14 protein-coding genes and 2 pseudogenes are annotated in these 18312 nt (G+C 75.0%); 5 read left to right on the top strand and 11 right to left on the bottom strand.

Features of this window, described 5'->3' with window-relative positions:
• Nucleotides 1-76 precede the first annotated feature (76 nt).
• Together ACGRHY_RS05410 and ACGRHY_RS05415 are read right to left on the bottom strand one after the other, a co-directional pair.
• On the bottom strand, nt 77-469 hold the full coding sequence (locus ACGRHY_RS05410) for a DUF2267 domain-containing protein (RefSeq protein ID WP_394634255.1): 393 nt from the start codon (nt 467-469) through the stop codon (nt 77-79).
• A gap of 30 nt (nt 470-499) precedes the next feature.
• Nucleotides 500-1900 (bottom strand): wax ester/triacylglycerol synthase domain-containing protein, encoded by a 1401-nt coding sequence (locus ACGRHY_RS05415; protein WP_394634256.1) that lies wholly within the window; start codon nt 1898-1900, stop codon nt 500-502.
• 355 nt (nt 1901-2255) lie between these two features.
• Between ACGRHY_RS05415 and ACGRHY_RS05420 the strand changes: the two genes are divergently transcribed.
• From ACGRHY_RS05420 to ACGRHY_RS05430, 3 genes are read left to right on the top strand one after another with little or no spacing between them, the layout of a single operon-like run.
• Nucleotides 2256-3497: an aminotransferase class I/II-fold pyridoxal phosphate-dependent enzyme gene (locus tag ACGRHY_RS05420; protein ID WP_394634257.1), complete on the top strand. Its 1242-nt coding sequence runs from the start codon at nt 2256-2258 to the stop codon at nt 3495-3497.
• A complete protein-coding gene (locus ACGRHY_RS05425; RefSeq protein ID WP_394634258.1) occupies nt 3494-4732 on the top strand; it encodes a GNAT family N-acetyltransferase in 1239 nt (412 codons plus the stop codon). The genes ACGRHY_RS05420 and ACGRHY_RS05425 overlap by 4 nt, the downstream gene beginning before the upstream one ends.
• Nucleotides 4729-5775, top strand: a complete 1047-nt coding sequence (locus ACGRHY_RS05430) for an NAD-dependent epimerase/dehydratase family protein (RefSeq protein WP_394634259.1) — start codon at nt 4729-4731, stop codon at nt 5773-5775. Before ACGRHY_RS05425 ends, ACGRHY_RS05430 begins: the two co-directional genes overlap by 4 nt.
• A gap of 601 nt (nt 5776-6376) precedes the next feature.
• On the opposite strand, the gene ACGRHY_RS05435 is transcribed toward ACGRHY_RS05430, so the two are convergent.
• From ACGRHY_RS05435 to ACGRHY_RS05445, 3 genes and pseudogenes are all read right to left on the bottom strand, one after another.
• A complete protein-coding gene (locus ACGRHY_RS05435; RefSeq protein ID WP_394634260.1) occupies nt 6377-7600 on the bottom strand; it encodes a beta-ketoacyl-[acyl-carrier-protein] synthase family protein in 1224 nt (407 codons plus the stop codon).
• The gene (locus tag ACGRHY_RS05440; RefSeq protein WP_394634261.1) at nt 7597-7854 is read right to left on the bottom strand and encodes an acyl carrier protein; all 258 of its coding nucleotides are present in this window, start codon (nt 7852-7854) and stop codon (nt 7597-7599) included. Before ACGRHY_RS05440 ends, ACGRHY_RS05435 begins: the two co-directional genes overlap by 4 nt.
• 277 nt (nt 7855-8131) lie before the next feature.
• A pseudogene (locus ACGRHY_RS05445) lies at nt 8132-8493 on the bottom strand (alpha/beta fold hydrolase); the annotation flags it as partial.
• A 552-nt stretch (nt 8494-9045) separates the two neighbouring features.
• On the opposite strand from ACGRHY_RS05445, the gene ACGRHY_RS05450 reads away from it, so the two are divergent.
• On the top strand, nt 9046-9417 hold the full coding sequence (locus ACGRHY_RS05450; RefSeq protein WP_394634262.1) for a cupin domain-containing protein: 372 nt from the start codon (nt 9046-9048) through the stop codon (nt 9415-9417).
• Here the strand turns inward: ACGRHY_RS05450 and ACGRHY_RS05455 are convergent.
• The 6 genes and pseudogenes from ACGRHY_RS05455 to ACGRHY_RS05480 all read right to left on the bottom strand — a co-directional run bounded on the left by ACGRHY_RS05455 (nt 9303) and on the right by ACGRHY_RS05480 (nt 16111).
• Nucleotides 9303-11669 (bottom strand): SpoIIE family protein phosphatase, encoded by a 2367-nt coding sequence (locus ACGRHY_RS05455; RefSeq protein WP_394634263.1) that lies wholly within the window; start codon nt 11667-11669, stop codon nt 9303-9305. The two genes, ACGRHY_RS05450 and ACGRHY_RS05455, sit on opposite strands and share 115 nt — an antisense overlap.
• A gap of 259 nt (nt 11670-11928) precedes the next feature.
• Nucleotides 11929-13827: a molecular chaperone DnaK gene (dnaK, locus tag ACGRHY_RS05460; protein WP_394634264.1), complete on the bottom strand. Its 1899-nt coding sequence runs from the start codon at nt 13825-13827 to the stop codon at nt 11929-11931.
• 169 nt (nt 13828-13996) lie between these two features.
• Nucleotides 13997-14185 (bottom strand): annotated as a pseudogene (locus tag ACGRHY_RS05465) (DUF397 domain-containing protein); the annotation flags it as partial.
• Nucleotides 14182-14436 (bottom strand): Scr1 family TA system antitoxin-like transcriptional regulator, encoded by a 255-nt coding sequence (locus tag ACGRHY_RS05470; RefSeq protein WP_394634265.1) that lies wholly within the window; start codon nt 14434-14436, stop codon nt 14182-14184. The gene ACGRHY_RS05470 and the pseudogene ACGRHY_RS05465, both read right to left, overlap by 4 nt.
• Before the next feature lie 54 nt (nt 14437-14490).
• Entirely contained in the window at nt 14491-15018 is a 528-nt protein-coding gene (locus tag ACGRHY_RS05475) for a hypothetical protein (protein ID WP_394634266.1), read from the bottom strand.
• A gap of 25 nt (nt 15019-15043) precedes the next feature.
• Complete coding sequence (locus ACGRHY_RS05480; RefSeq protein WP_394634267.1) at nt 15044-16111, bottom strand: DNA polymerase III subunit beta family protein; 1068 nt, start codon at nt 16109-16111, stop codon at nt 15044-15046.
• Nucleotides 16112-16524: 413 nt separating this feature from the next.
• Here ACGRHY_RS05480 and rox point away from each other — a divergent pair, with 413 nt between their 5' ends.
• Nucleotides 16525-17970 carry a rifampin monooxygenase gene (rox, locus tag ACGRHY_RS05485; protein WP_394634268.1) on the top strand — a complete coding sequence of 482 codons (1446 nt, stop codon included), beginning with the start codon at nt 16525-16527 and terminating at the stop codon, nt 17968-17970.
• Nucleotides 17971-18312 lie beyond the last annotated feature (342 nt).

Raw genomic sequence — 18312 nt, forward strand, 5'->3', positions numbered from 1 at the left:
CGCCGTCGCACCGCGACTCCGCCGCCTCTCACCCCCGCGACCCGGGCACGGCGCCGAGGCCCGCAGCCCGGTGGGCTCAGTCGCTCAGCTCCGGCTTGCCGAACAGCACGGCGTAGCCGGAGGGAAGCTGGCTCAGGACCTGGTTGAGCTCGCCCCCGGAGATCGCCCCGGCGGTGGTGGACAGCACGGCGCTGGCGTCCCACTGCGCGGTCCTGGGCCGCGACCCGGTCCGCTCACCCACCCGGCGGCAGAACTCCTCCACGCCGTACGTCTCGGGCCGGTCCGGGCTGCTCTCCATCAGGAAGTCCCCCAGCGGGCCGGGCAGCTGGGCGGCCAGATCCTCGGTCTCCCCCGCGGTGATGCGGGAGGCGAGCACCTCCAGCACGGCCGTGGTCACCTCCTCGGCCTCCCGCCGGTTCTCGTACTCCCCCAGCTCGCGGACCCGGGCGAGGAACTCGTCGTACCTCATCGGCCACCCCTCCTCATCGGTCGGCGGATGTCACCTCGGCGGCCCGTTCCGCGTTCCACGGATCGCGCCGGCGAATCGCCCGGTGCGGAACATTCCCGCGGGCCCGGGCCGCATGGGACCGCCCGGGGCACCGGGCCCGGGCCCGACCGGACGGGCGAGGCGGGTCAGTTCGCGGGTGAGGGCGCCGGCCAGCGGCCGGGCCCCGCCGGGGAGGGTGTGGGTGACCGCGGTGAGGGTGTACGCGCCCGCGTAGTCGGTCAGGGCCAGGCAGACGGTCCCGGGGGCCAGGACGGGTGGCAGGGGGACGATCCGCTCCAGCGGCCGCCCGGCCAGGGACCACGGACCGCGCGGCCAGCCGAAGGCCAGGCAGGTCACGGGGCAGAAGCCCGGCGAGCAGCTCAGCGAGGCCAGCAGGCGCACCGCCCAGGGGCCCAGCCGTGCGGCGGCGCCGACCGCGCGGCGGACGGTGTCCGCGCCGCCGTGGAGAGGGCCGAAGGCGGTCAGCGCGCCCCGGCAGGCCGCCAGCCGCTCCCCGGGTCCGGCGGCGGTCACGGGGAGCGGCACCCGCACCGCCGAGACGGCGGTGCCGAGCATCCGTTCCTCCCGCGGGGTGCGCAGGTCGACCGGGAAGGAGCCGTACAGCGGACGCGGTGCGCCGGGCCAGACCGCCGGGTCGCCGTGGACGGTGCGCAGGGCGCCCGCGGCGGCGGCCAGCAGTACCTCGTTGAGGGTGGCGCCCAGGCCGGGCAGGGCGCGGCGGGCGGCCCGTACCGCGTCCGCGTCCACCTCCGCCCAGGCCAGGTCCGGGCACGGACGGCGGCCGGGTGGCAGCGGCAGGGCCCGGCCCGGGCCGAGTGCCGCGGGCGGGCGCGGCGGGCGACGGTCCGTTCCGGCGGCCCCGAGCGTCTCCACCGCCCGCACACCCGTGCCCCTGCGGACGCCGCGCCCCGGGGCGCCGTCGAACAGGCGGCTGAGCAGGATCTCCAGGGACCGGCCGTCCAGCAGGGCGTGGTGGGCGGTCAGTACGACGGCGAACCGCTCCCGGCCCGCGCCCCGTACCAGTGTCAGCCGCCAGGGCGGCAGGCCGGCGGGCAGGGCGCGGGTGACGAGCCGGCCGAGCAGGGCGGTGAACGCGGCGCCATCACCGCTGCCGGTGCTGTCGGCGGTGTTGACGACGGTGACGTGGCGGCGGACGTCGAACCGGTCGAGCGGCAGCCAGCGGTGCCCGCGCAGCCGGGCAGGCGGCGCGGGGGGCAGCAGCACCCGCCGCAGCCGGGGAAGGGCGCCCCAGCGCTCCCCGACCCGGACGCGCAGCGCGTCCGCCCCCGGCGGTCCGCCGGTGAACAGCGCCGCCATTCCGACCGTTTCGGGAACTCCGCGGGCACCGCAGTGGACTTCCTCCACCGGCGACAGGGCGATGCTTGTCTCCATACGTCTTCTCGCTCACTCGTCGAGAACTCGCGCAAACCTTCGACGGCTCACCCGGAAAACACACGAGTCACCTGTCCGCGCCTTTTCTGATCCTGTGTCAGTATTCTGGCGGAACGCCCGGCGAGAAAAGGACCGACGCCCGTCCGGCCCCGGACGGCGCAGCGATCGGAGCAGCGATCGGACCGGTGAACGCGCGGCCGGAAGAGTCCCGCGGAAGCCGCCCGCCGCCGCACCGGACCCGGTCCACGGACCCACCGGAGGGAATTCGGAGCCTTTTCCCGTGGAATCCCGGACGCCGGTCGCACAAGGACACGAACACGAACACCCATCGGAAAACCGACGCAACCTTCTCGACGTGAACTCCTCGGGGAACAGCATGGCGGATGTCTTCGGAAAAGAACGGTCGGCTCTCCAGCGCCTGGCGGCGCAGAGCGCCTCCCGGCCCTACTACCGCCCTCTCTCCTCCCGTGGTGCGGAGGCCGGGATCGACGGCCGCACGGTGGTCATGGCCGGGTGCAACGACTACCTGGGGCTGTCGGCCGACCCCCGGGTGACCGAGGCCGCCGCCCGCGCGCTGCGCCGCTACGGCGTCTCCTGCTCCGGCTCGCGCGTACTCAACGGCACGCTCGCGCTCCACGAGGAACTGGAGGGCCGACTGGCCGCGTTCGTCGGCGGCGAGGCGGCGCTGGTGACCACCACCGGCTTCCAGGCCAACCTCGCGCTCGCCGCCCTGCTGGACGAGCGCGACGCCGTCTTCGCCGACATGTCCAACCACGCCTCGCTGGTGGACGCCGTCCGGCTCGGCGGCGCCGCCCACCACCGCTACCGCCACCGCGACCTCGGCCATCTCGGCCGTCTGCTGGCCGCCTCCGGCCCCGGCTCCGGCAAACTGGTCGTCACCGACGGCATGTTCTCCATGGAGGGCGATCTGTGCCCGCTGCCGGGCATCATGGAGCTGGTCCGGCGCCACGGCGCCCGGCTGGTGGTGGACGGCGCCCACGACATCGGCCTGCTGGGCGCCGGCGGACGCGGCGTGACCGAGCACTTCGGGCTGACCGGCGAGGTGGACCTGGTCACCGGGACGCTGTCGAAGTGCTTCGGCTCCGTCGGCGGGATACTCGTCGGCCCGGCCCCCGTCGTCGAACACCTGCGCCACAGCGCCCGCTCCGTCCTCTTCTCGGCCGCGATGCCGCCGCCCTCGGCGGCCGCCGCCCTGGCCTCGCTCGGCATCATCGAGTCCGAACCCGAGCGCCGGCGGCGGGTGCTCGGCCACGCCCGGCGGCTGCTCGCGGGGCTGCGGTCGCTGGGCTGGGACACCGGTGACTCGACCACCCCGGTGGTGCCGGTGTACGTGGGCGACTCGCGGCTGTGCCTGCGGGTGTGGCGGGAACTGCTGGACGCCGGGGTGTTCACCAACGCCGTGGTGGAGCCGGCCGTGGCCCGGAACCGGGCGCTGATCCGGGTGACCCCCCAGGCGATCCACACCGACGACCACATCACCCGCGTCCTGGACGCCTTCGCCCGGGTACGGCGCGGGCTGGGCCCGCTCCTGCCGGCGCCGGGCGGGCCGGGGCGGCCCGAGGCGGTGGTGGCGTGACCGCCTCCCCCGCACGCCCCGCGCACACCGCGGCCGCTTCTCCCACCGCCTCCGCGCCCCTGACCGTCGGCCCGGTGCGCGGGCGCGCGGACACCGCCGCCTTCACCGCTCTGCCCCGCACCCTGCACCGCGGCGACCCGTACTGGGTGCCACCCGCCAGGGGCGGGCTGCGGGCCCCGACCGACCGGCGGCGCAACCCGTTCTTCGAGGTCGGGGCGGCCGAGCTGTTCCTCGCCCGCCGGGGCCGGAAGGCGGTCGGACGGATCGCCGCCGCGGTCGACTCCCGCTACCAGGCCCTCCACGAGGCGCGCGGCGGCCTGTTCGGCCTCTTCGAGTGCGCCGACGACCCCGGCGCGGCCTCCGCCCTCTTCGACGCGGCCGCCCGCTGGCTGCGTGCACGCGGCCTGGAGACGATGCTCGGCCCGCTGGGCTTCTCCGTGCACGACGAGTGCGGGGTCCTCGTCGAGGGCTTCGACGGCCCGCCCACCGTGATGATGCCGTACAACCCCGCCCACTACCCCGCCCTGTACGCCGCCTGCGGGCTGGCCAAGGCCAAGGACCTGCTGTCCTGGCGCGTCCCGATGCCGCCCGGCGGCGAGCCGCCCGAGGCCGCCGCCCGCGCGGCACGGTGGGCCGCGGACACGCCGGACGTGCGGCTGCGGCCGCTGGACCCCTGCCGCCGGGACGCCGACCTGGCCGCCGTCCGCGACATCTACGCCGACGCCTGGTCCGGCAACTACGCCTTTGTCCCCATGACCGGCCGCGAGTTCTCCCACGCGATGGACCGGCTGCGCCCGCTGGTGCGGCCGGAGCTGGTGTGGTTCGCCGAGGTGCGCGGCGAACCGGTCGCCTTCACCTTCTGGCTGCCCGACGCCAACCAGGCGCTGCGCGCCGCCCGCGGCATGCCCCTGGGGCGGCTCCTGGGACGGCTGCACATGCCCCGGGCCGTACGGCGCATCGACCGGGTCCGGGTGATCCTCACCGGCGTCCGGGCGGCCCACCGCGCCCGCGGGCTGACCGCCGCCCTGCTCGCCGAGGCCCAGCGCTCGGCCTTCCGCCTGGGCTACGCCGAGAGCGAGTTCTCCTGGCTCCTGGAGGACAACCGCGACGCCAACCGCTACGCCGAGGCCTTCGGCGGCGTCCTCCACCGCAGGCACCGCCTCTACCGGCGCGACCTCGCCCCGCGCCCGGCCGCCCCGGCCGTGCCCGCGCACGCCCCCGGAGCCCGCCGGTGAGATACCTGGTCACCGGCGCCACCGGCTTCATCGGCACCCACCTGGTGCGCCGGCTGCTGGACGGGGGCCACACCGTCGCCGCGCTGGTACGGGATCCCGCCCGGGCCCGGCTCCCGGCACCGGTGGAGCGGCTGGACGGCGACCTCGCGGACGGCCGCGGCCTGCACCGGGCCGCCGCCTGGGGCGCCGACCGCGTGATCCACCTGGCCGGCACCGTCAGGGCCGCCCGCCCGGGCGGCTACGCCTCCGTCAACGCCGGCGGCACCCGCCGCCTGTGCCGGGCCCTGGCCGCCCTGCCGCGCCCGCCCCGCCTGGTCCACTGCTCCTCCCTGGCCGCCGCCGGGCCCTCCCCGCCCGGCCGGCCGCGCCGCGAGGACGATCCGCCCGCGCCGGTGTCGGCGTACGGCCGCAGCAAGCTCGCCGGCGAGGAGGCGCTGCGCGCCGTGGCCGACACCGTGCCCGGCACCGTCGTCCGCCCGCCGATCGTCTACGGCCCCGGCGACGCCGACTTCCTGCCCGCGCTGCTCGCCGCGGTGCGCGGCGGCGTACTGCCCGTGTGCGGCTTCGGCCCGCACCGCTGCTCGCTGATCCACGTCGACGACCTGTGCCGCCTCCTGCTCGCCGCGGCCGACCGCGGCGAGACCGTCGGTCCCCGTACGGGCGCCCGCGGGATCTACCACGCCGGTGACGGCGCCGGGCACCGCTGGCAGGACCTCGCGGCGGCCGTGGCGGCGGTGACCGGCCGCCGCCCGCCCGCCACCGTCCCGCTCCCCCTCCCGGTGGCATACGCCGCCGCCCGGTGCGCCGAGGCGGCGGCGCGGGTACGGGGCCGGCCGTCGGTGCTCTGCCGCGACAAGGTGCGCGAACTGGCCCGCCCCGCCTGGGTCTGCGGCCACGAACGGGCCGCCCGCGACCTCGGCTTCACCCCCGGGACCGTCTGGCCCGCGGGCCTCGCCGACGCCCTGCCCCCCGCGCCCGGCCCCATTCCCCGCGCCGCCTCCGCCCACGCACCGGTACCCGCCTCCGGGAGGAACCGGCCATGACGACCCAGCCCCGCACCGGCCGGCCCCGCACCGGCCGAGCCGAACGCCTGCGGGCCTCCCCGCCTCTGTTCCGCCCCTCGTTCCTGAACAGCTTCACCCGCGTCCGCCCGGCCGTGCCCGCCGTTCTGTACGGCCCCCGGCCGTCCTGTTCGCCGCCCTGGCCGCACCCCGCCTCGGCCGGCCGGTCCTGGCCGGCCACGTCCTGCTCGGCTACGTGCTGTGGACGCTGACGGAGTACTGGGTACTCCGGACCCTCTTCCACCCGGCCCTGGACGGCGGCGCGGCCAACGCCCTGGCCGCCGGGTTCACCGCCGGATACGTCCTCTACGACGAGCCGCGCTTCCTCCTGCACCGCCCCGGCCCGCCCACCGCGCTCGGACGCCGCCCGCGCGGGCACCACCTGCGCCACCACTTCCAGGACGACAGCCGCGGCTTCAGGGTGAGCTGCCCCCACCGGGACCACGTCTTCGGCACCGCGCCGGAGCGTACGGCGGCGGGCGGGACAACGGGAGGCGCGGCGGCGCGCCGAGCGCGCCGGGCCCGCACCCGGCGGCGGACGCGGGCCCGGCGCGGAAACCGGAACGGGGCGCGGGGCGCGGGCTCAGACGGCCCGGAGCACCACGGACACGTTGTGGCCGCCGAACCCGAAGGAGTTGCTGACGGCCGCGCCGACGCGCTGTTCGCGCACCGTCTTGGTCACCAGGTCGATGTCGAACTCCGGCGCGGGCGCGTCGGTGTTGGCCGTCGGCGGCACGGCGGACCGCTCGATGCTCAGGACCGTGAGTACCGCCTCCACCGCGCCCGCGGCGCCCAGCGAGTGCCCCAGGACGCCCTTGGCCGACGTCACGCTCGGGCCGTGGCCGAAGACCCTGGCGGTCATGCTCGCCTCCGCCGCGTCGCCCAGCGGGGTGGAGGTGGCGTGCGCATTGACGTGGTCGACGTCCCGCGGCTCCAGGCCCGCGTCCGCCAGCGCCGCGGTCACCGCCAGCTCTGCGAACCGGCCCTCGGGGTGCGGCGCGGTGGGGTGGAGCGCGTCGGTGCTGGTGCCGCAGCCGGCCAGCAGGGCGCGCGGGCGCACACCGCGCGCCCGAGCGTCCACCGCCCGCTCCAGCACCAGGACGGCGGCGGCCTCGGCCATGACGAACCCGTCGCTGTCCGCCGCGAACGGCCGCGACGCCGCCGCCGGATCGCCGGTGCGCGACGACAGCGCCCCCGCCCGCTGGAACCCGGACACCACCAGGGGCGTGACCGCGGCCTCCGTACCGCCCGCCAGGACGACGTCGCACAGACCGGCGACCAGCCAGTCCCGGGCCACCGCCAGCGCGCTGGCCCCCGAGGCGCAGGCGGTGGAGACCGCCAGACTCGGACCGCGCGCCCCCAGGGCGAGCGCGACCTCACCGGCCGCCATGTTCGGCAGCAGCCTCGGGATGACCACCGGCGACACCGCCTCGGGGCCCTCCCGCCGCATCCGGTCGAACTCCGCCTCCCAGGTGCCGGCGCCGCCCAGACTGCACCCGATGGCCGTGCCCATCCGGGCCCCGTCCCAGGAGGACGGGGCCAGCCGCGCGTCCCGCAGCGCCTCGTCGGCCGCCGCCAGCGCGATCCGGGTGAAGCGGTCCTGTCGCCACAACTGCCGCCGGCGTGCCCGGTCGGCGACCTCCACCTCGGGGACGCGGCAACTGAAGTCGACCGGCAGACCGGCCAGTTCACCGTCCCGGGACGCCGTGGGACCGGCGGCGCAGACCCGGCGCCAGGTCTCCTCCACCCCGGCCCCGGCCGGGGTGACCGCCCCCAGACCGGTCACCGCGATGTCAGGGCGGGTCACCGCGGAGCCACCGCCGTACCCGCGCCCCAGGCGGCCTCGACCGCGTCGGCGATCTCCCCCAGCGTCGTGTCCAGGGTGATCTGGTCGTCCGCGAACGGCACGCCGGTGCTCTCCCGCAGGGTCAGGGCGAACTCGACCCGCCCCAGCGAATCCAGGTCGATATCCTCCAGCGTGACGCCGGGCGACAGCTCGCCCTCGGTGAACTGGAACTTGCCGACCAGGATGTCCGCAACGACGCCGTATGCCTTGCCCATCGGGCCTCCTCGCGCGCTCAACTCGGACCGGCCGGAGCCGGCCCCCTTCCGCGCCCCATCCTTGTGGTTCGGCACGGCCGGGCCGGGAGTGGAACGGCCCGGAGGGCGCATTTCACCCGTACGAGGCAGCGGAAACCCCGGCTGCGCGACACCGCCGCCACAACCGGACCGCCACAACCGGACCGCCGCGCCGAAGGGGCCGCGTTCCGGACCCTGGCCGGCTCCAGGCCCCGGTGACGAAGGCCCGCGCCCGTCAGCCACCCGGCTCCGTACCTCCCGGACCGATCAGCACCGTCCGTCCGGCGTTCCGCGGATACCTGGTCAGGTACAGCAGCGCGAGGTTCGTACCTGCCGAGTGCGCCAGCAGATCCAGCCGGGCGATTCCGAGGTGTACGCGCAGGGCCTCGACATCGTCGACGAGTCGGTCGCAGCGGTAGGAGGAGGAGTCCTCGGGCACGGCGGACCGGCCGGCGCCGCGAAGATCCAGCGTCACCAGTAGGCGGTACGCGGACAGGCCGCCGAGGTCGCCGAGGTAGACGGAGTCCTGCATCGGGCCTCCCGGCAGGCAGACGACCGGATCGCCGTCCCCTCCACCCGGTAGGCGAGGCAGGTTCCGTCGGGCGCGCAGAAGAAGGGCATGGCGGGATCCTGTCAGTGGCTCTCCGGCGGGACAACGGGATTCCGCGGCGCGGGAGACCACGTCGCAGGGAAAACCGATTCCCCCCGGCGAGCCCGTTGCGGGACCGGTTCGGACACCGGCCTCTACCGGGGCCTTGCCGGCCTCGCCCATCCATGGGCACCGACACGGAGGACTGCACGCCGACCGCCGTTCCGCCGGGGCGGGTGACGTTGTCGGACCGCCGCACACAACGCGGTTGGCCGGTCGACCTCGCGCCCCACCGGCTCGCGTCCCTTCCCGTCACCCGGGCCCGGCACACACGGGTCACCGGCTCGCCGCCCGACGCCGAACCCTGTCCCCTGCGTGAGGGGCCGGTGCCCGCGTACCGCCTCCACGCAGACGGTGACGACGGCGTCGACGGGGACGGCACGGGCGTCGAGTGGGACGAGCACCGGAGCTGCCGGGCCTCGGTGCGCCGCCGCAGCCATCCGGTATTACAAGCCGCTTGGCACACTTTTCTTGGGGATGGCGGAGAACCGGCGCGCCCGACGCGGGTGTTAGCGTCCGGGCGCATGGACGACAACGTGTACACGGGCAACGCCGGGCCGGACGCGGCGCTGGACCGGGGCTGGCTGCTGGGCCACTTCAAGGGAGCGGGCGACCTCCGGCACAGCGCGGCCCTGGAGATCAAGTGGGGCGTCCACCCGCGCGGCGAGCGGAGGCGGAAGTGGGTGCGCGGCGAGGAGCGAACGACCTTCCAGGTCCTGATCGGCGGCCGTTTCCGCGTCGAGTTCCCCGGCCGCGGTGTCGTCCTGGCCGAGCAGGGCGACTACGTCGTGTGGAGCCGGGGCGTGGACCACTCCTGGGTCGCCGAGGAGGACTCGACGCTGCTGACGGTCCGCTGGCCGTCCGTCCCCGGATACGCGCTGCCGCAGCGGGAGTGAGACCGGGAAACCGTCCGGCCGGCGGGGCTGCCGGCGGGCGGTCGGCGGGCGGTTATGACCAGCGCCGCGCTGTCGTCCTCGCTGGGGGCGGCGTCGTCCGAGAACCGGTCGACGGAGGCGACCACCTCGTCGAGGAGTTCCCGGGCGCCCGCGCCGTCGTCGCGGCCGGCGCGGGCCAGGGCGGCGGCGAGACCGTCCTCGCCGAAGAACCGGCCGTCGGCCGAGCGGGCCTCGGTGAAGCCGTCGGTGACCAGGAACAGGGTCTCGTCCGGCCGCAGGGTCAGCCGCTCCGTGCGGACGGCCGGACCGGGGGCGACGCCCAGCAGCATGCCCCCGGCCGTGATCTCCTCCACCCGCCTGCCACCGCGCCGCACCAGGGGCGGGACGTGTCCGGCCCGGACGAGCTCGACCTCCAGCCCGTCCCTCCCCGGTGTCATCCGGCCGTAGACGAGGGTGACGAAGACGCTGCCGTGCCGGACGCCCTCCAGCAGGGCGGTGTTGACCTCCGCGACGGTCCGGGCGGGATCGTCGACGAGCCGGGCGACGGCGCGGGCGGTGTGGCGGACCAGTCCGGTGACGGTGGCGGCAAGCGCCCCGCGCCCGCACACGTCGCCGATCATGAAGGCCCAGCGGCCGCCGCCCAGCGGGAAGACGTCGTAGAAGTCGCCGCCGATGTCCAGCCCCTCGCCGGCCGGCCGGTAGCAGGTGGCGACCTCGGCGCCGGGGACGGCGGGCGGCTCGGGCAGCAGCAGGCCTGCCTGGAGGTCGCGGGCCAGCTCGACGCGCTCGGTGTACTGGCGCGCGTTGTGGGCGATGACGGCCGTGCGGCGGGCGATTTCCTCGGCGAGGGCCACCGTGCGCCCCCGGAGGGGGCGGTCCTCGGTGAACAGCAGGGTCAGCACGGCGAAGGGATCCCCTCGCCAGCTCAGCGGTACACACACGTAGCCGGTGGCGCCCAGCTCCCGCCAGGGGCCCGGGGACGGGGGGACGCGGCGGGTGACCTCCGTCACCCCGGTGGCCAGCACCCGGGCGACGGTCTCGCCGTCCGGGCGGAGCGCGGTCCGTCCGGACGCCTCCGGCCACCGCCCGCCGTGGTCCTCGGCGGCGAACGCGGCGACCCGCGTCAGCCGTTCGCCGTCGAGTACGTCCACCGCGCTCATCGGCGCCAGCGCCGGGACGCTCAGTTCGGCCAGCCGGTGCAGGCTGTCGTGGAAGTTCAGGTCTCGGCCGATGCGGGTGCTGGCCTCCAGGACGAAGGCGAGGTCCTGCCGGGCGGCCCGCTCCTTGGCCTCGGCCCGCCCGCGGGCCTGCTTGGTCTGGTGGCGCTCCACCGCCAGGGCGGCGGTACGGGCGAAGGTGGCGGCCAGGGCCAGATCGGCCTCGCGGGGCATGAGGGGAACCCGGTGGTACATCGCGAAGGTGCCCAGCAGCCGTCCGTCCGTCCCGGTGATCGGGGTGGACCAGCAGGCGGCCAGCCCCGCCCGCAGAGCCGGCTCGCGGAACTTCTCCCAGTACGGGTGGGAGGCGATGTCGGCGACGACGACCGTCTCGCGGCGGTGGGCCGCGGTGCCGCACGAACCGGCGCCCTCCCCCGTGGCGATGCCGTCGATGGCTCGGTTGTAGAAGTCCGGCAGGCTCGGCGCGGCGCCGTGGCGCAGACGGCGGCCGTCGTCGTCGGCGAGGAGCACCGAGACCAGAACCCCGGGGTTGAGTTCCTCGATGGCGGCGGTCATGCCGCGCAGGACGTCTCCTATGGGCGCGTCCAGGGCGATCTGCTCCAGCAGGGCGCGCTGCTCGGCGGCGAGCTGCCGGGCGTGCCGGACGGCGGTGGTGTCCACGCCCAGGACGGTGACGCCGGCCACCTGACCGCCGGGCTCCCGGCGCGGTTCGTAGGTGAAGTCGTAGTACGCCTCGTTCATCGCCTCCGGCGGGCCCAGCAGGACCCGGGCGTCCCGGGCCGTGTAGGGGCGGCCGGTGCGGTAGACGCCGTCCAGCAGATCGATGATCCCCTGCTCGGTGAGCTCGGGAGCGAACTCGGCCAGGGGTACACCGGTGGCCTCCTCGCGGCCCAGGGCCCGGAAGAAGACGGGGTTGGCCGTCTCCACGACGTGGCGCGGACCCGACAGTTCGGCGAAGACGGCGTCGGAGGCCCGGAACAGCCCGCGCGTCTCGTCGTCGCCCGGCGGGCCGGAGTGCGGGCCGCCCACCGGCGCCGCGACGGACCCGAACGGTACGGCGGTCGTCTGCGTCACCTGTCCCTTCATCGGCGTTCCCCACTTCACTGCGAGCCCCGGCCCACTCGTCCCGGCCGGGGGCCCTGCGGGCCTTTCCGGCCCGGGCCCGGCCCGAGGCCCGGCAACCTCGAACGGGCGGTACCTCGATACTCCGGCACGGGGTGCGTTAAGTCCAGCGGGTGCCGGAGGCCCTCGGCCGCCCGCACCGCGCGCCCGCACCCTTCCGGGCGGACCGGCGGATTCGGTCCACCCCGGCCTCGGGCGCGGTGCGGCCGGGCTACGCGGCCTTGCCCCTGTCGTCCCGGTCCTCGTCGATGATCTCGGCGTCCACCACGTCGTCGTTCGCGCCGCCGGCCCCGGCGCCTTCCGCGCCGGGTTCGGCACCGGCTCCGGCGCCGCCCGCGGCCTGCTGGCCCTGGGCGTCGGCGTACAGGGCCTGGCCCAGCTTCTGGCTGGTGGCCGCGACCTTCTCGGAGGCCTCGCGGATGGCAGCTGTGTTGTCGCCCTCGGCGGACCCGCCCCTGAGCTTCTCCTTCAGGTCCGCCACCGACGCCTCGACCTCGCTCTTCACCTCACCGGGCACCTTGTCGGCGTTGTCCGCCAGGAACTTCTCGGTGGTGTACACCAGCTGCTCGGCCTGGTTGCGGGTCTCGGCCGCCTCCCGGCGCCGGTGGTCCTCCTCCGCGTACTGCTCGGCCTCCCGCATCATCCGCTCGATGTCGTCCTTGGGCAGCGCCGAACCGCCGGTGACGGTCATCCGCTGCTCCTTGCCCGTGCCCAGGTCCTTGGCGGACACGTGCATGATGCCGTTGGCGTCGATGTCGAAGGTGACCTCGATCTGCGGCACCCCGCGCGGCGCCGGCGGCAGACCGGTCAGCTCGAACATCCCCAGCTTCTTGTTGTACGCCGCGATCTCCCGCTCGCCCTGGTACACCTGGATCTGCACGCTGGGCTGGTTGTCCTCGGCGGTGGTGAAGATCTCCGAGCGCTTGGTCGGAATCGTGGTGTTGCGCTCGATCAGCTTGGTCATGATGCCGCCCTTGGTCTCGATCCCCAGGGACAGCGGGGTGACGTCCAGCAGCAGGACGTCCTTGACCTCGCCCTTGAGCACACCGGCCTGCAGCGAGGCGCCGATGGCCACCACCTCGTCCGGGTTGACGCCCTTGTTCGCCTCCTTGCCGGTGAGATCGCGGACCAGGTCCGTCACCGCGGGCATCCGCGTGGACCCTCCGACCAGGACGACGTGGTCGATGTCGGAGACCTCGGCCCGGGCGTCCTTCACGGCCTGGTGGAAGGGCCCCTTGCAGCGCTCCAGCAGGTCGGCGGTCAGCTCCTGGAACCGGGCCCGGGTCAGCTTCTCGTCCAGGTGCAGCGGCCCCTCGGCCGACGCGGTGACATACGGCAGGCTGATGGCGGTCTCCGTGGTGGAGGACAGCTCGATCTTCGCCTTCTCCGCCGCCTCGCGCAGCCGCTGGACGGCCATCTTGTCCTTGGCCAGGTCCACGCCGTAGGCGTTCTTGAACCGCTTGACCAGGTGGTCGACGATCCGCTGGTCCCAGTCGTCGCCGCCCAGATGCGTGTCGCCGTTGGTGGCCTTCACCTCCACCACGCCCTCGCCGATCTCCAGCAGCGAGACGTCGAAGGTGCCGCCGCCGAGGTCGAAGACCAGGACCGTCTGGTCGTCCTTCTCCAGCCCGTAGGCCAGGGCGGCGGCCGTGGGCTCGTTGATGATCCGCAGAACGTTCAGGCCCGCTACCTCGCCGGCCTCCTTCGTCGCCGTGCGCTGGGCGTCGTTGAAGTAGGCGGGGACGGTGACCACCGCGTCGGTGACCTTCTCGCCCAGGTACGCCTCGGCGTCCCGCTTCAGCTTCTGCAGCACCCGCGCGGAGATCTCCTGGGCGGCGTACCGCCTGCCGTCCACGTCCCCCGTGGCGGGGAAGTGCCAGCCCTCCTCGCCCATGTGCCGTTTGACCGAGCGGACGGTGCGCTCCACGTTCGTCACCGCCTGCCGCTTGGCGACCTCGCCCACCAGCACCTCGCCGTTCCTGGCGAACGCCACCACCGACGGCGTGGTCCTGGCGCCCTCGGCGTTGGCGACGACCGTGGGCTCGCCGGCCTCCAGCACGGACACCACGGAGTTGGTGGTGCCCAGATCGATGCCTACCGCTCGTGCCACTTGTGGTCCCTCCTCTCGCCACCGCCGCCCACCGGCGCGCGGTGCGGGAACCGGGCGTCTCATGCCTGTACTTCCTACATAAAACTTGAGTCGCTTCATGTCAAGCACAGCCCGGCGCGGCCGGTTCGCCCGTCGCGTTGGAGCTTCTTCCGCCGGGGCGCGTCCCGCGCCGCTCGCCCGCCAGGTGTCGCACGAACCGGTTCCAGCCCTCGCGGCCGACCGCGAGGACCTGGCGGCTTACGTCCTCGGAGTCCCGCACGTGCACGGCCTGCTCGGTGTCGGCGACCTCCACACAACCGTCTCCCCGCGCGCTGCTGTAGCTGGACTTGAACCAGTCGAGTTCAGTCGTCCTGCTCATAGCGCTCCTCGCATCCGCTCGAGCAGACCCACGGACTCCTTCGGGGAAAGGGCCTGCGAACGCAGGCTCGCGTAGCGCATGTGCAGCCTGCCGGCCTCCTTCGGATCGGCGATCAAGCGGCCGTTCTCCCGCCCCTCGGAATGTCCGCGCCGACGTCCGCCCGGTGTCTCCAGCAGCATGCCGGGGCCCTGCCTGGAGGGCGAACCCGTTGCCGTTCCGGCAAGCCCCGATCCCGGCGGTGGTGCCGGCACAGCCGGTCGCCCGCGCCCGGTGGATCCCGGGGGGAGGGACTCATCGCCCGTGCCTCATGCGGTGGGGCCCGGGGCGGAGGACCGCTTGGTGGTGTCCCGCCGGGTGATGGCCTCGGCCACCTGCTCGACGGCGGTGCGCAGGAAGTCGCCGTAGGCGTCCCGGGGGAGGACGGGGGCGTGCCCGCGGGCCGCGTCGATGTGTTCGGCGGCGGCCTCGAACGAACCGAGCCGGCGGTAGTCGTCGGCGAGGTTGAGGTGCAGGGACGGGTAGAAGGCGGCGATGCGCAGTCCGGCGTGGTGTTCCTGAAGGCGCTGCTCGGTCACGGCGTCGGCGGCGTCCAGTGCCCGGACGTCCCAGGCCAGCGCCCGGGCGGGGTCCTCATGGAGGTCCGCCAGGTGGTGCGCGAGGGTGCAGCGGTGCAGCGGGTCGCCGGTGGGGCCGATCGCGGACCACAGGTCCAGGAGTTTTTGGCGGGCGGCCTGCGCCTGACCGGTCTGTCCTTCGGCGACGGCGGCGCCGATGGCCTCCATCGTCGGGTCGGGGGCGGCGGGGACGGCGGATGTGGTGGAGGTGGTGGTCATCGGAAGGGCTCCTCGTGGTTGTCGGTCAGGCGCGGTGGTCGGGACTGACGGGCATGGCCCAGGTGGTGAGGTCGCCGCGGTCGGCGGAGCGGACCGTGACGGGCTGGTCGTGTCCGCGCAGGTCGAGCATCACGTCGGGGCCGATGGCGGTGCTGACGGCCGGGTAGAGGGTGGTCAGCTCGAACGAGATCCGCGCCTCCCGTCCCGTCACGGTGGCCGGGAGCGGGGCGCCAGGGTGTCCGCCGGCCGCCGGAAGGGACAGGCCGTGCAGAGCCACGTGCAACTCGATCCGCTCGCCCGGGTGTTCCTCCAGGGCCCGCAGCAGCGCGTCCTTCGCCACCGTCACGCGGGTGGTGGCCTCCGGCAGCGACGCGAGCATCAGGTGGTGGTCGGGGAACTCCTCCGTCAGCACCCGGCAGTGCCGGTCCTCCCGTCCCGCCATGCGCAGCCGGACGCCGTACGGCGTCGCCTCGATCCGCACCAGCGGGCTTCGGCGCATCTCCCCTGCCGCGGACCGCAGTTCACCGCCGTCGACCGTGGCGGCCCAGGCCGTGGCCGCCGGTTCGGCGGGGACGAGCGTCCGGGTCGAGAGCCGGTACCGGTCGGTCGCGGTCAGTGCTACCGCCTCGGCGGTCGCCTCGACGCGCAGTCCGCCCAGCACCGGCAGCTCCGGATCGCACGCGGTCGCGGTCAGGACCTGCTCGACCGCGTCGGCCAGTACGGGCCCCTTCAGCGCGGCGACCGGCCGGCTCGGCGCGCCGTGGAGCGACGACTTGAGCTCGGCGGCTTCCCCGCGTACCGCCGCCGCGTCCCCGAGGACCTTCGCGACGTGCTCGTCGATCAGCCGGGACGCCTCGCCGGGCCCGGCGTCGAGCACCGCCTCGGCGGTGGTCAGCGGCATGGCGATCCGGCGGAGCCGGCGCAGGGTGGCGGCCCGTGGCACCTGGTCGGCGCCGTAGTAGCGGTAGCCCGAGACCGGGTCGGTCTCGGCGGGCGGCAGCAGCCCGGAGTCGGCGTAGAACCGCAGCGCGCTGGGGGTCAGACCGGTGCGCCGGGCGAAGACCCCGATGGGCATCAGCTCGGAATTCGACACCCCGTCATCGTCGGGCTTCAACCAGGTCGAAGGTCAACACCGGCGGTGTGGGGCGGCGATCTCACGGGCCGTGGCCCGGGACGGGGGATCACGCCGGGGCTCAGGTGCCGACGACGAGGTTGCTCGCACGCGGGGAGCGCACCAGCGCGGAGGAAGGCGGACGGGCCGACCTCGCTGGGAGGGGCGTGCGCCTGCGACGGATGGCCGGGGAAGGAGAGGATCTACTCCTCGCCACCCTCAACGTATAGCGCACCGGGGGCCTTGCGGCAAGGCCCGGGTCGTGCCGCAGAATCATCGCCCTGGGCCGGAAAACTCGCAAAAGGCGGTTTTCACAGGTTGTGTGCGCTGTCGTGTGCTTGTGGGAGGCATGGAGCGGCCGGCCCGGGACCGATCTCTTCACATGGGGGACTTCCGTGATCGACGTGATCATCGCCGGCGCCGGACCCACCGGTCTGATGCTGGCCTGCGAGCTGCGGCTGCACGGCGTGCGCGTGGTGGTACTGGAGAAGGAGGCGGAGCCGACCAGGGTCGTCCGCGCGCTCGGCCTGCATGTGCGCAGCATCGAGGTGATGGACCAGCGCGGTCTGCTGGACCGGTTCCTCCTGCACGGCAGGCAGTACCCGGTCGGCGGCTTCTTCGCCGGCATCCCCAAGCCCTCGCCCGAACGGCTGGACACCGCGCACCCTTACGTCCTGGGCATCCCGCAGCCGGTCACCGACCGCCTGCTGGCAGAGCGCGCCGCCGAGCTGGGCGCCGAGATCCGGCGCGGCTGCGAGGTGACCGGTCTGGAACAGGACGAGGACGGGGTGACCGTCGAGCTGGCGGACGGTACGCGGCTGCGCTCGCGGTACGCCGTCGGCTGCGACGGCGGCCGCAGTACGGTGCGCAGGCTGCTCGGCGTCGGCTTCCCCGGCGAGCCCGCCGGGGTCGAGACGCTGCTGGGCGAGATGGAGGCGACCGAGGACCCGGCGGTGATCGCGTCCGTGGTGGCCGACGTGCGCGGGACCCAGCTGCGGTTCGGCGTCGGGCCCGTCGAGGAGGGCGTCTACCGGGTCGTCGTGCCGGCCGGGGGACTGGCCGAGGACCGCACCGTCCCGCCGACCCTGGAGGAGGTCAGGAGGCAGCTGCGGGCGGTCGCCGGCACCGACTTCGGTGTGCACTCGCCGCGCTGGCTCTCCCGTTTCGGCGACGCCACCCGGCAGGCCGAGCGCTACCGGGCCGGCCGGGTGCTGCTGGCCGGCGACGCCGCCCACATCCACCCGCCGGTCGGCGGGCAGGGCCTCAACCTCGGCATCCAGGACGCCTTCAACCTCGGCTGGAAACTGGCCGCCGAGGTCGCCGGCCGGGCGCCCGAGGGACTGCTGGACAGCTACCACACCGAGCGGCACCCGGTGGCCGCCGGCGTACTGGACAACACCCGCGCGCAGATGGCTCTGATGTCCACCGAGCCCGGCCCGCGGTCGGTGCGCCGGCTGGTGTCGGAGCTGATGGACTTCGAGGAGGTCAACCGGCATCTGACCGAGAAGATCACCGCGATCTCGGTCCGCTACGACTTCGGCGGGGGCCACGAACTGCTCGGCCGGCGGCTGCCGGACGTGAAGCTGGGGCGGGGCCGCCGCCTGTACGAGCTGATGCACGGCGGACGCGGGCTGCTGCTGGACGGGACCGGCCGGCTGTCGGTGTCGGGCTGGGCGGACCGCGTCGACCATGTCACCGACATCGGCGGGGATATCGGCGGGGGTCTGGACGTACCCGCGGTGCTGCTGCGACCGGACGGCCACGTGGCGTGGGTGGGCGAGGAGCAGTCCGGGCTGCTCGACCACCTGTCCAGGTGGTTCGGCCCCGCCACCACCGGCTGAGGCCGGGGCCAGGGTCGGGGCGGGAACCCGCCCCGACCGGAACCTCGGGCGTCGGCGTGCCGGGGTCGGCCCCTGTCCCCGGTCCGCGTCCCGGGCACCGCGCGCGGGGCGAGGAGGAACGACGGGGTCATCAGTGCGGCGGCCGCCACCGGCACCCGGCCGGCGCCCGCGACGCCCGCAACGCCGGTGACGCCGGTGACGCCGCCGCCGAGAGCGCCCGCCACCCCGGTGCCGAGGTAGAGGGCGCAGATGTTCAGGGCGAGGGCGGTCATCGCCGCACGGGGCCCGCCGCGCCCATGACGCTCCTCTGGACCGGCGGGCTCGGACCCCACGCGAACACCG

Source organism: Streptomyces shinuiensis (assembly GCF_043660855.1).
Taxonomy (GTDB): Bacteria; Actinomycetota; Actinomycetes; order Streptomycetales; family Streptomycetaceae; genus Streptomyces.

Coding starts and splice junctions, on each gene's coding strand:
- ACGRHY_RS05410 (WP_394634255.1), bottom strand. CDS start 469: ATGAGGTACGACGAGTTCCTCGCCCGGGTCCGCGAGCTGGGGGAGTAC.
- ACGRHY_RS05415 (WP_394634256.1), bottom strand. CDS start 1,900: ATGGAGACAAGCATCGCCCTGTCGCCGGTGGAGGAAGTCCACTGCGGT.
- ACGRHY_RS05440 (WP_394634261.1), bottom strand. CDS start 7,854: ATGGGCAAGGCATACGGCGTCGTTGCGGACATCCTGGTCGGCAAGTTC.
- ACGRHY_RS05450 (WP_394634262.1), top strand. CDS start 9,046: ATGGACGACAACGTGTACACGGGCAACGCCGGGCCGGACGCGGCGCTG.
- ACGRHY_RS05475 (WP_394634266.1), bottom strand. CDS start 15,018: ATGACCACCACCTCCACCACATCCGCCGTCCCCGCCGCCCCCGACCCG.